The sequence below is a fragment of the Companilactobacillus sp. y65-5 genome (assembly GCF_057541095.1).
The window spans coordinates 25,827-38,445 of the sequence record NZ_BAAJOA010000008.1 but is presented as its reverse complement, the minus strand read 5'-3'; the positions used below and the strand labels follow the sequence as shown (position 1 = coordinate 38,445).

The 12,619-nt window shown below is 39.7% G+C and carries 12 protein-coding genes and 1 tRNA gene; 11 read left to right on the top strand and 2 right to left on the bottom strand.

The features are described 5' to 3' along the window. Nucleotides 1-66 precede the first annotated feature (66 nt). The gene (locus tag AC27FM_RS11275; RefSeq protein WP_487088369.1) at nt 67-1,053 is read right to left on the bottom strand and encodes a 3-hydroxyacyl-CoA dehydrogenase; all 987 of its coding nucleotides are present in this window, start codon (nt 1,051-1,053) and stop codon (nt 67-69) included. Between the two features lie 138 nt (nt 1,054-1,191). Between AC27FM_RS11275 and AC27FM_RS11270 the strand changes: the two genes are divergently transcribed. From AC27FM_RS11270 to trpA, 6 genes are all read left to right on the top strand, one after another. Continuing rightward, nucleotides 1,192-1,668, top strand: a complete 477-nt coding sequence (locus AC27FM_RS11270; protein ID WP_487088558.1) for a YbaK/EbsC family protein — start codon at nt 1,192-1,194, stop codon at nt 1,666-1,668. Between the two features lie 506 nt (nt 1,669-2,174). Further along, nucleotides 2,175-3,209, top strand: a complete 1,035-nt coding sequence (gene trpD / locus AC27FM_RS11265; RefSeq protein ID WP_487088367.1) for an anthranilate phosphoribosyltransferase — start codon at nt 2,175-2,177, stop codon at nt 3,207-3,209. Continuing rightward, nucleotides 3,206-3,940, top strand: a complete 735-nt coding sequence (trpC, locus tag AC27FM_RS11260) for an indole-3-glycerol phosphate synthase TrpC (protein WP_487088365.1) — start codon at nt 3,206-3,208, stop codon at nt 3,938-3,940. Before trpD ends, trpC begins: the two co-directional genes overlap by 4 nt. 3 nt (nt 3,941-3,943) lie before the next feature. Next, entirely contained in the window at nt 3,944-4,519 is a 576-nt protein-coding gene (locus AC27FM_RS11255) for a phosphoribosylanthranilate isomerase (protein ID WP_487088363.1), read from the top strand. An 11-nt stretch (nt 4,520-4,530) separates the two neighbouring features. Continuing rightward, nucleotides 4,531-5,739, top strand: a complete 1,209-nt coding sequence (gene trpB / locus AC27FM_RS11250; protein ID WP_487088361.1) for a tryptophan synthase subunit beta — start codon at nt 4,531-4,533, stop codon at nt 5,737-5,739. Next, nucleotides 5,732-6,484 (top strand): tryptophan synthase subunit alpha, encoded by a 753-nt coding sequence (gene trpA / locus AC27FM_RS11245; RefSeq protein WP_487088359.1) that lies wholly within the window; start codon nt 5,732-5,734, stop codon nt 6,482-6,484. Before trpB ends, trpA begins: the two co-directional genes overlap by 8 nt. A gap of 82 nt (nt 6,485-6,566) precedes the next feature. Here the strand turns inward: trpA and AC27FM_RS11240 are convergent. Then, nucleotides 6,567-6,638 (bottom strand) — tRNA-Arg (locus AC27FM_RS11240). Nucleotides 6,639-6,973: 335 nt separating this feature from the next. Between AC27FM_RS11240 and AC27FM_RS11235 the strand changes: the two genes are divergently transcribed. The 5 genes from AC27FM_RS11235 to eno all read left to right on the top strand — a co-directional run bounded on the left by AC27FM_RS11235 (nt 6,974) and on the right by eno (nt 12,565). Continuing rightward, the gene (locus AC27FM_RS11235; RefSeq protein ID WP_487088357.1) at nt 6,974-8,014 is read left to right on the top strand and encodes a sugar-binding transcriptional regulator; all 1,041 of its coding nucleotides are present in this window, start codon (nt 6,974-6,976) and stop codon (nt 8,012-8,014) included. A 40-nt stretch (nt 8,015-8,054) separates the two neighbouring features. Continuing rightward, nucleotides 8,055-9,083, top strand: a complete 1,029-nt coding sequence (gene gap, locus AC27FM_RS11230) for a type I glyceraldehyde-3-phosphate dehydrogenase (RefSeq protein WP_487088355.1) — start codon at nt 8,055-8,057, stop codon at nt 9,081-9,083. 110 nt (nt 9,084-9,193) lie between these two features. Beyond that, nucleotides 9,194-10,408 carry a phosphoglycerate kinase gene (locus tag AC27FM_RS11225; protein ID WP_487088353.1) on the top strand — a complete coding sequence of 405 codons (1,215 nt, stop codon included), beginning with the start codon at nt 9,194-9,196 and terminating at the stop codon, nt 10,406-10,408. 19 nt (nt 10,409-10,427) lie between these two features. Then, nucleotides 10,428-11,180 (top strand): triose-phosphate isomerase, encoded by a 753-nt coding sequence (tpiA, locus tag AC27FM_RS11220; protein WP_487088351.1) that lies wholly within the window; start codon nt 10,428-10,430, stop codon nt 11,178-11,180. An 83-nt stretch (nt 11,181-11,263) separates the two neighbouring features. After that, nucleotides 11,264-12,565, top strand: coding sequence for a phosphopyruvate hydratase (eno, locus tag AC27FM_RS11215; RefSeq protein ID WP_487088349.1), 1,302 nt, complete (start codon nt 11,264-11,266; stop codon nt 12,563-12,565). Nucleotides 12,566-12,619 lie beyond the last annotated feature (54 nt).

Here is a 12,619-nt window from a genome sequence, read left to right as displayed (position 1 = left end):
AAAGAAACTACCAGATTTTGGGTAGTTTCTTCATTACCGTGTTTTCGCAATCGACAACCTTATGAATTATTCTAAGAAATCTGGACGTGAGTATGCTGGATGAGGATATTTGTAGAATCCTTCTTGAGTAGCGACACCCATTTTGCCCTTGTCGATATAATCATTCTTGATCATGTCAGCCAATGGTTTGTATTCTGGGTCGGTCTCTGCCGCACTGGCTGTAATATCATAAGCCGTCTTCAATCCAACAACATCAAGGATCCCGAATGGTCCAAGTGGAGCTTTGGTTGCGAGCATCCAAGTCTTGTCGACTGTTTCGATGTCAGCGATGCCCTTAGCTAGTAACATTTGAGCGGCGTCTAGCAGTGGTACTAATAATGTATTGAGTACATAACCTGGTTGTTCTTTCTTTAGTTGGATTGGAATCATTCCAATCCCCTTAGCAAAGTCTACGATCTCTTCGTAAATTTCTGGGTCAGTCCACTTTGTACCCATAATTTCAGCAGTATTGTTCTTCCAAATTTCGTTAGCAAAGTGAAGTGCTAAGAATTTTTCAGGACGACCAGTTACTTCTGCAAACTGACTTGGTAAGAGGGTAGAAGTATTAGTTGCAAAGATAGTTTCTGGTGCGGCTACTTCACTGAGTTGTTTGTAGTAGCTCTCCTTGATGTCCATACGTTCAGGAATAGCTTCGATCACCAAGTCGGCATTCTTGACTGCATCTGCAAGATCACTGGAGTATTTGATACTTGCAGGAACAGCTTCAGCGTTCTTTCTTGAAGTAGTCAAGTCACGGATAAGGGTATCCTTCAGATTAGGTAGGATGGTGCTCTCATAAACACCATTTCTTAAAAAGACTGAAAGGTGATCCGACTGACCTTTGACTTCTTGTTTATATGTATCAACCAAGCCATGGATCCTATCCTTGGCTTTTGAAATTACCGTATCGTTAATATCGTAAATCGTAACGTTGTATCCACGGAATGCAGTTTGAAACGCGATTTGACTTCCTAGTACACCACTACCAGCTATAGTTACGTTTTTAATCGACATGATAAATCCTCCAATTTTTGTTATATTAATAACTAATGAAATCGGTTACAGTATAACTGGTATATTGTGAATTTGTCTATTTAAATGCCTACAATACGGCACAAAAATTTCACAATACTTGGAGGGATAACTATGGAAATTATTAATCTAGCAGATAAATTTAAAGCCGAAGATATTTATTATGAACTGTACGAACATCGGGCCATCTATACTAACGAGGATGCTCTCGTGGTAAAATCCGAAAAAGGTTTTACTGGTACAGAAACAAAGAGTTTATTCTTGAAGGGTAAAGACGGCCGTAATTTTGTTTTAATAACATTTACGACCAAGCGGACTGACTTTAAACTACTCAAACGTGTTGTCGGTGAAAAGCTATCGATTGTCTCATCGGAAGACATGGAAGCACAAACGGGACAAAAACCGGGTGCCGTTTCACCATTTGGCTATCCAAGTGACGTGCCATTGATCGTAGATGAAGAACTTTATAGTAAAGAAAAATTAGTTTTTGCTCCCGGTCGACCAGATCGGACCATGGTAGTTTTGGGGAAGGATCTTCCTCGTATCATTGAGTTACTAGGCAATGATCATTATGTTTATTCTGAAGATGAAGAGTGAAAATGATTAATTAAATTAAAAAAAATCAAATTTTGTAGTTGACAAAACTATTAAACAGTCTTATTCTCATAAACAACAAAACAAATTCGTCCATAAACCGATGAGATGGAGATCAAGACTATTGTGCATGCACAGAGAGTTACCATTGCTGAGAGTGTAACCAAACGCAGGTAGTTAAATGGACCATCGAGGGTTCTTTCGAATATTTGATTGTATAAATCGAATTAGTACAGAGAAACGTTAGGCATACGTAAGTTGTCGGGAGGGTGATAGCCCTTCGCTAAGAGTAATGGATTGTAGTGTTAACTGTTTTTGCATACACTATCAGTCTATTAAAATAAGGTGGCACCGCGGTAAATCCGTCCTTAAACTTCTAATCAAGTTTATGGACGGATTTTTTTGTAGTCTATTTGGAAAAGGAAGATAAGTCCATGATACAAAATCCCGGAAAGCGATGGTTCAATCAATTTGGTTTAGATGCAACAAACTAAATTGGAGGAATCATCATGCAAGAAAATACAAAAATTGAAAGTGCCATTAAAAAATTAGTAAACGGATCCGACTTGAATTTTGAAGAAACTAACCAAGTGATCGACGAAATCATGAGTGGTAAAACAACGCCTGTTCAAATATCTAGTTTTTTGACAGCTTTGTCACTACGAAAAGAAACTGTTGAAGAAATTGCTGGGGCAGCCGATGCAATGAGAGCCCATGCTTTAAAATTTGAAATAGATGAACCAGTCCTTGAAATCGTCGGAACTGGTGGTGATCATTCCAACTCCTTCAACATTTCCACTACCTCAGCATTAGTAGTTTCAGCAACTGGTATCCCAGTAGCTAAACATGGTAATCGTGCCGCTAGTTCCAAGAGTGGAGCAGCTGATGTCTTGGAAGCGTTAGGAATCAATATCAATATCGACCCTGAAAAGAGCCAAGCGGTCTTGAAAGAAATCGGGATCTGCTTCTTATTCGCTCAAGAATATCACAAGGCAATGAAGTACGTTGCACCGATTCGTAAGGAATTAGGAATTAGAACGTTATTCAATATCTTAGGCCCGCTAGCTAATCCAGCTCATGCGACTTCACAAGTTTTAGGTGTTTATGATGAATCACTAGTCGAACCAATGGCTAAGGTTTTGAATCAATTAGGGATCAAGAATGCGACCGTCGTTCATGGACAAGACGGATTCGATGAAGTTTCAGCCTCAGCTCCAACCACGATTGCTGAAATAATTGATGGAAAAATCAAGAAATACGAAATCACTCCAGAAGAGTTTGGAATCAATCGTTGCTATAAATCAGATGTAATAGGTGGCACGCCAGCTGAGAATGCTCTGATCACTCGTGATATTTTGGACGGTGCTAGAGATGCTAGACGAGATGTAGTCTTGTTAAATTCTGGGGTAGCGATCCACACTGCTAGACCGGAAGTAAGCATTGCTGATGGTATTGAAATGGCGCGAGAGGCGATTGACAACGGTGCTGCTAAACGACAATTAGACCGTTTCGTTTCGTTGACAAAGGTTGGCTTAGTCGCATGATCTTGGATGACTTGGTTTCAGCCACAAAAACTAGGATTCAAAATGAAAAATATTCTGGAAATGTTCAACGTATAATAAAGAAATTTTTAGAACCAGAGATGGGTTTTATTGGTGAAATAAAAAAATCGTCCCCATCTAAAGGTACGATCGTTGAAGAATTTCCATATTTAAAAATTGCTACAGACTATCAAGCTGCTGGAGTAGACGCCATCTCAGTGTTGACTGAACCTAAGTATTTCAATGGCAAGCTACAGTATCTAAAAGATGTCGCTAACGAGGTTGATCTACCAGTCCTCAGAAAAGACTTCGTGATTGACCCATATATGATTTATCAAGCTAAATTTGCTGGCGCAAGTATAATCCTACTAATAACCGCAATCCTGACGCCAGAACAACTGAGAGCCTATCAACAATTAGCTGACGAACTAGACTTGGCCGCAATCGTAGAAGTCCATTCTGAATCTGAACTAAAAATTGCTCTGGATGCTGGAGCTAAGATCATCGGCGTTAACAATCGTAATCTTAAAGATTTCACTGTCGATTTACAAAACAGTTTGAATCTAAGACCACTAGTGCCAACGAGTATTCCATTCGTTGCAGAGAGTGGGATAAAAACTACAGCCGATATTAAATTACTCAAGGAAGCTAAGGTTAATGAAGTCTTGATAGGAGAGACTTTTATGAAGTCGGATAAAAAAATCGACTTGATCAATAAATTCAAAGAAGTGTAGCTTATGACCAAAGTAAAAATTTGTGGATTGATGACTGAAAAAGATGTCCAAGCAGTCAATCGTGCCAGTGCTGATTTTGCTGGATTCGTCTTCGCTAAAGGGAGACACCATGTTGATCTGGAACAAGCCTTAAAATTACGAGCCGAACTCAATAGCAATATTCCTAGTGTCGGGGTCTTCGTTGATGAATCAATGACAGAGATGTTAAAAATCGTAAAAAGTGGAGCAATATCCATAGTACAGCTTCATGGCAGGGAATCAGAAGAAACAGTGACGATACTCCACAATCACGACATCAAAGTAATTCAAGTCTATAAGTTACCTCGAGATAAGGTCGTTAAAACCGACGCTGACTATTTGATGATCGATAGTGGGGCAGGGGATGGACAAGTGTTGGATTGGCAATCTTTGCCAGTAACGCCGGACATTCTAGCTGGAGCGATCGATCCTACTAATGTAAATCAAGCAATTCAACAAGCAGGGCCAAAGATAATCGATGTCTCCCGTGGAGTTGAATCTAACAATCAAAAAGATCCATTAAAAATAAAACAAATCGTAAATGAAGTACATCAATTCTAAGGAGAATAACTATGAAAGAAATGCAAAAGACAGATCCAAAGTCACGTTACTACGGTGAATTTGGCGGACAATTTATTCCTGAGACACTAATGACAGCACTGAATGAAGTTTCAGATGCTTATGACAAATACAAAGATGATCCTGACTTCTTGGATGAACTACATACTTTATTGAGCGACTATGCCAATCGTCCTTCACTTTTATATTATGCCAAGAATATGACTGAAGATTTAGGTGGAGCTAAAATTTATTTCAAACGTGAAGATTTGAATCACACTGGTGCACACAAGATAAATAACGTTATCGGTCAAGCATTGATCGCAAAAAGAATGGGTAAGACACGTTTGATCGCTGAAACAGGCGCAGGTCAACACGGTGTCGCCACAGCCACTATTGCCGCATTGTTTGGTATGGAATGTGAGATCTACATGGGTAAGCTCGATACAGATCGCCAAAAACTAAACGTCTATCGAATGGAATTACTTGGTGCCAAAGTTCATCCAGTAACTACGGGTTCCATGGTTTTGAAGGATGCCGTTAATGCCGCCTTGCAAGCATGGACTCAACGTATCGAAGACACCTTTTATGTAATGGGTTCTGCCGTGGGACCATATCCGTTTCCAGAGATGGTTCACGATTTCCAAAGTGTGATCAGTAAGGAATCCAAGCAACAAATCCTGGATGAAGAAGGACGCTTACCAGATGCCGTGGTCGCCTGTGTCGGTGGTGGAAGTAATGCTATTGGTAGTTTTGCGGAATATATCGATGACGAAGAGGTCGACTTGATCGGTTGTGAGGCCGCAGGTAAGGGTGTTGATACTGATCAAACTGCAGCTACGATCGAACGTGGATCAACTGGAATCTTTCATGGGATGAAGTCATTATTCTTGCAAGACAAAGATGGTCAAATCGACAAAGTTTACTCGATCTCAGCTGGATTAGATTATCCCGGTGTAGGACCAGAACACGCACACTTGGCAATCACGAAACGCGCTCAATACGTGGGTATCACTGATGACGAAGCAGTCAATGCCTTCGAATATATTGCAAAAACTGAAGGAATCATTGCCGCCATCGAGAGTTGTCATGCCGTGGCTTATGTTCAAAAATTAGCTCCAACAATGTCAAAAGATAAAATTATTATTTGTACCTTATCAGGACGTGGAGATAAAGATGTTGCCGCAATTGCTAAATACAGAGGGAGAGATATTGATGAATAAATTACAAGAGGTTTTCCAAAATAAAAAAGCTTTTATTCCATTCGTAGTCGCTGACGATCCTGATTTTGATACAACGGTAAAAAATATTTTGACTTTGGCTGAGAACGGTGCTGATATTATCGAATTAGGGATTCCATTCTCAGACCCTGTTGCTGATGGTCCCATAATACAAGCCGCAGATTTGAGAGCCTTTGATGCAGGTGTTAATACAGATGTAGTCTTCGATATTGTTGCTAAAGTTAGAGAATCAACGAATGTACCTATGATCTTCTTAACTTATACTAACGTTGTCTTTAAATATGGCTATGAAGAATTTTGTAAAAAATGCGCAGAATTAGATATTAGTGGATTAGTCATTCCGGACTTACCACTAGAAGAACAAGGTGACTTATCAGAGTATGCAGATCAATGCGATATTTCATTGATCCAATTAATTGCACCAACTTCAGGTCAACGAATCGAGAAGATTGCTAAACAAGCAAAAGGATTCATCTACATGGTGTCCTCGATCGGCGTGACAGGTAAGCGTGAGGACTTCTCAAGAGAATTGGGTCATACAATAGAAGAAACTAGAAAATATACTGATGTACCAATAGCGATTGGCTTTGGTATCCATTCAACCCAACAAGCTAGAGACTTGTCTGAGATCGCTGATGGAATCATCATCGGCAGTGCAGTGGTTGAACTAGTTAATGAACGTGGAGATTTAGAGAAATACACTAAGGAAATCAGTGCAGCAATTTGAATTCAAAAAACATCGCCAATCAATTAAGATTAGCGATGTTTTTCGTAGTTGCATTAGTTTGGAGACTATTTGACGTATTAAATGCGCTATACGGGAGTCGAACCCGTATTTCAGGAACCGGAATCCTGCGTGCGATCCATTACACTAACAGCGCAATGCAATATAAATTAATTTTATCGCACTTATACCATAAAAGTAAATTAACTTTTAAAATATTAATTCAGTTCCAAAAGAAATAATAGTGAAATCGTTTTACTTCACTATTGGCGACAATTCGTCTATAGTAAAGAATAGTGAGGGTAAAGTAATCTCAAAAAAACTTTCACAAATGTGCGTTATTTTCGATCAAATAGCTTGAAAAATAATCAAGACGGTTTATAATAATCAGTGTGCTTAGGAGAGTGATGGTTCGACTGAGCTATTATTTTTTGAGTATATGGGTCGTATTAAGACATACAGGGACGTATCTCGCCCCGTGGAGTATATCAAATGACTAATAATGAAGATTTAGAATTGCTGGATCTAGTTGCCCCAGACTTCATTAAAACTGTGGAAAAGCGATTTATGATTCTTCAGCGTATATCATTAGTGGAGCCGGTGGGACGAAGAGTTCTCGCTGATGATCTAGATGTTACCGAGCGTAGTTTGCGCACGGAGACAGATTTACTTAGAAAGCAAGGTTTAATTACTTCTTCTAAGTCTGGTATGTCACTAACACGACATGGTGGTCACGTAACTGACCAACTTGGTAAGATGTTAGCCGACTATCAAGGTACAGCGCTTCTGGAGAAACAGCTCAGCCAGAAGTTAGGAATTGCACGTTGTATTGTTTTACCAGGTAATGCTGACAAACAACCACGTGTAGTTGATTCATTCGGAAGGAGATTGAACCAATTACTAGGTTCAATTCTTCCGAATGGAGAAGTGTTCATCTCAGTTACTGGTGGTCGTACACTAGCCAAAGTGGCAAGGAACCTATCACCAGATTTGTCAAAAAACCGTCGATTGGTTTTCCTACCCGCCCGTGGTGGTGTTGGTGAGTCCGTAGTGATTCAAGCCAATAGTGTTTGTGCGGAAATGGCTGAGAAAACACAGGGCCAATATCGAGCAATGTATCTTCCTGAAGATATTAGTGAGAAAAGCTTCGAATCTCTTCAAAAAGAAACTTCAATTAAGTCAGTTCTTGATTTAATATATAGGAGTGATGTAGTGATTCATAGCGTTGGCTCAGCAAGCATCATGGCTGATAGAAGAAACTTATCAAGAAGCGAAAAGTTAATGATTGCCGAAGGGCAAGCCGTTTCCGAAGCGTTTGGTGATTTCTTCGATCAGAGTGGTAGACTTGTTTACAAGGTACCTAGGATAGGACTTCATGTCCGGGACCTTGATAGAATTAAGTATGTGATTGCGATCGCTGGTGGGTCTGGAAAGGCCAGTGCGATTCAATCATATATGAAAAACGCACCTTCTCACACAATACTAATTACTGATGAAGGTGCCTCAAAACTGATTTTAAGGGATAATCCTTAAAAATATATATTTTTTAATTTCCTGAAGGAGGAATTTTTGTATGACTACAAAAGTTGGTATTAATGGATTTGGACGTATCGGTCGTTTGGCATTCCGTCGCATTGCTGATCTTCAATCACAAGGAAAGACTGATTTGGAAGTTGTTGCAATCAACGATTTAACATCACCTGCAATGCTTGCACATCTATTGAAGTATGATACAGCTCATGGTAACTTCTTGTCAGACAAGATCAGTGCCACAGAAAATGCAATCAACGTTGATGGAAAGAACATTCCTGTATACGCTGAAATGAACGCTGCAGACCTTAAATGGGTTGGCAACGACGGTGTTGACATCGTTCTTGAATGTACTGGTTTCTATACATCAGAAGAAAAAGCACAAGCTCATATCGATGCTGGCGCAAAACGTGTATTGATCTCAGCTCCATCAGGTGCTATGCCTACAGTTGTTTACGGTGTTAACGACGACATTCTTACAAATGACGTTAAGATCGCTTCAGCTGGTTCATGTACAACAAACTGTCTTGCACCATTAGCTAATGCCGTTAACAAAGAATTCGGTATCAAAGCTGGTACAATGACAACAGTTCACGCATACACAGCTACACAAATGCTTCAAGATGGTCCAGAACGTAAAGGTAATGTTCGTGCTGCACGTGCTGCTGCTGCTAACATCATCCCTCATTCAACTGGTGCTGCTAAGGCTCTTGGTCTTGTTGTTCCAGAACTTAAGGGTAAACTTGATGGACATGCACAACGTGTACCAGTTATCACAGGTTCACTAACAGAATTAGTTGCAACTTTTGACAAAGAAGTTACAGTTGACGAAGTTAATGCTGCTGTTAAGAAGTATACAGAAAACAACCCTTCATTCGGTTACAACGATGACGAAATCGTATCATCAGACATCATCGGTACATCATTTGGTTCAGTATTTGACCCAACACAAACACAAGTTGTTGGTTCAGGTGAAGGCCAAGTTGTAAAGACTGTTGCATGGTATGACAACGAATCAGGATTTACTGCACAAATGGTTCGTACACTTGAAAAATTTGCTAGCTTAGACTAATTTTAGATTAGCTTTTAGCTGGATTTAAAAACCTAATTTAGCGATTTAAATTGGCGGAGGGAGGATAACTCCTTCCGCCTTTTTTTAGGAAAACATTGGAGGATTTATTAATGGCCAAACTTATTGTTTCTGACGTTGACGTAAAAGACAAAAAGGTTCTTATGCGTGTAGATTTCAACGTTCCTATTAAAGATGGTGTTGTCGGAGATACAAACCGTATCGTTGCCGCAATCCCTACTATCAAATATGTATCTGAACAAGGTGGAAAAGTTATCTTGCTATCACACTTGGGTAGAATCAAGAGTGATGAAGACAAGAAAGCTTTGTCATTGAAGCCAGTTGCTGAAAAATTACAAGAATTAAGTGGACTATCAGTTAAGTTCGTACCAACTAACGAAGGTAAAGAACTTGAAGATGCTATCAGCGAATTAAAAGATGGTGACATCTTATTGATGGAAAACACACGTTTCCAAGATATCGACAATGATTTCGGTAAACGCGAAAGTAAGAATGATCCAAAACTTGGTGAATACTGGGCATCACTTGGTGACGTATTTATCAACGACGCATTCGGTACAGCTCACAGAAGCCACGCATCAAACGTTGGTATTTCAACAGCTATGAAAGCTGCTGGTAAGCCAGTCGCTGCTGGATACTTAATGGAAAAAGAAATTCAATTCTTAGGTAATGCCGTTGACAACCCTGTACATCCATTCGTAACAATCCTTGGTGGTGCAAAGGTTTCAGATAAGATCGGTGTTATCGAACATCTAATTCCTAAGTCAGACCACATCATTATCGGTGGTGGTATGGCATATACATTCCTAGCTGCTCAAGGCCACAAGATCGGTAAGTCGTTGTTCGAAGAAGACAAAGTTGAACTTGCTAAAGACCTCCTTCAAAAAGCAGGCGACAAGATTGTTCTTCCTATCGATCATATCGTAGCAAAAGAATTCTCAAATGACGCTGAAGCAATTACAACTTCAGATGTTGAGATTCCTGATGACGCAATGGCTCTTGATATTGGACCTAAGTCTGTTGCATTGTTCAAAGATACTTTGAAGGATGCTAAGACTGTTGTATGGAATGGACCTATGGGTGCATTCGAAATGAGCAAGTTTGCTGAAGGTACACTAGAAGTTGGACGTGCACTTGGCGAATTAACAGGTGCCACAACAATCGTTGGTGGTGGTGATTCAACTGCTGCTGCTAAGAGTTTGGGTATTGCTGACAAGCTAACACACATCTCAACTGGTGGTGGTGCTTCACTTGAATATCTAGAAGGTAAAGTATTACCTGGTATCGATTCAATTTCTGACAAATAATCTAAGGAGTGTTAAATTTATGCGTACACCTATTATTGCGGGTAACTGGAAGATGAACAAAAATCCTCAAGAAACCCAAGAATTTCTAGAAGCTATCAAGGGTAAGTTGCCAGAATCTGGCGTAGAAGCTATCATTGGTGCTCCTGCTATTGATTTGAACGCTCTTACATGGTTCTCAAAAGACGAACCACTTAAGACAGCTGCTGAAAACTGCTACTTTGAAGACGCCGGTGCATTCACTGGTGAAACATCACCAAAGGCACTTTCAGACATGGGTATTGACTATGTAATCATTGGTCACTCAGAAAGACGTCAATATTTCAACGAAACTGACGAAGATATCAACAAGAAGGCACATGCTATTCTTAACAACAACATGCTACCTATCATCTGTTGTGGTGAAACACTTGAACAACGTGAAGCGGGCGATACAGAAACTTGGGTTACAGGTCAAGTAGAAGCAGCTGTTAAGGGTATCTCAGCTGAAGATATGGCTAAGTCTGTTGTAGCTTACGAACCAATCTGGGCTATCGGTACAGGTAAGACTGCTACAAGTGATCAAGCACAAGAAGTTGTTCACGTAATTCGTGAAAAATTAGCTAGCTTGTACGATGCTGATACTGCTGATAAAGTACGTATTCTTTACGGTGGTTCAGTTAAACCAGCTAACGTTAAAGAATTAATGTCTAAAGAAGATATCGACGGTGGACTTGTTGGTGGTGCCAGCATGGACCCAGAATCATTCTTAGCATTAGTTAACTACAATAAATAATAATCTTGATTAAGATATTTATTTTAAGCATCAAAAAGGTTAAAATTAGGTTGTATTAAAATCATAAAGGAGATTTTTAAAATATGTCTGTAATTACTGATATTTTAGGTCGTGAAGTTCTTGATTCACGTGGTAACCCAACTGTTGAAGTTGAACTATATACTGAACTAGGTGGCTTTGGCCGCGCAATCGTTCCATCAGGTGCTTCAACTGGTGAACACGAAGCTGTTGAATTACGTGATGGCGACAAATCACGTTTTGGTGGCAAAGGTGTTCTTAAAGCCGTTGCTAACGTTAATGACAAGATTTCTAAGAAAGTTATCGGCATGGATGTTACTGATCAAAGAGCTATTGATCAAGCAATGATCGATCTTGACGGTACAGAAAACAAGGGTAACCTTGGTGCAAATGCTATCTTAGGTGTTTCACTTGCTGCCGCACGTGCTGCTGCTGATGAATTAGGTCTTCCATTGTACGAATACCTTGGTGGCCCTAATGCTCACGTATTACCAACACCAATGATGAACGTTATCAATGGTGGCGAGCATGCTGACAACAACGTTGACTTCCAAGAATTCATGATCGTACCTGTTGGTGCAAAATCAGTTCATGAAGCCGTACGTATGGGTTCAGAAACATTCCAATCACTTAAATCATTGCTTAAAGAACGCGGTCTAAATACTGCTGTTGGTGATGAAGGTGGATTTGCTCCTGACCTTGAAAACAACGAAGCTCCTTTCAAGATTTTGGTTGAAGCTATCGAAAAAGCTGGTTACAAACCTGGCGAAGACATTTCTATTGGATTTGACGTTGCTTCATCAGAGTTATACAACAAAGAAACTGGTAAGTATGATCTTAAAGGTGAAGGCGAAAATGGTGCCAGCTTAACAACTGACGAATTCATCGACTTACTTGACGGAATTGTTGAAAAATATCCTGTTATCACAATCGAAGACCCACTTGACGAAAACAACTGGGAAGATTGGCAAAAAGTTACAAAAGCTCTTGGTAAGAAAGTACAACTTGTTGGTGATGACTTGTTCGTTACAAACACAGACTACTTGAAGAAGGGTATTGATATGGGAGTATCAAACTCAATCCTTATCAAACTTAACCAAATCGGTACACTTACAGAAACATTTGAAGCTATCGAAATGGCTAAAGAAGCTGGATTCACAGCCGTTGTATCACACCGTTCAGGTGAAACAGAAGATACAACAATTGCTGACCTTGTTGTTGCTACAAACGCAGGTCAAATCAAGACTGGTTCAATGAGCCGTACAGATCGTATTGCTAAGTACAACCAATTGATGAGAATCGAAGATCAATTAGGTGACCAAGCTGAATACAAAGGTATCCACAGTTTCTACAACTTAAACAAATAATTAATTATTTGAAATCAAGACAATCCTTTAAGGGTTGTCTTTTTTTTCCCCTTG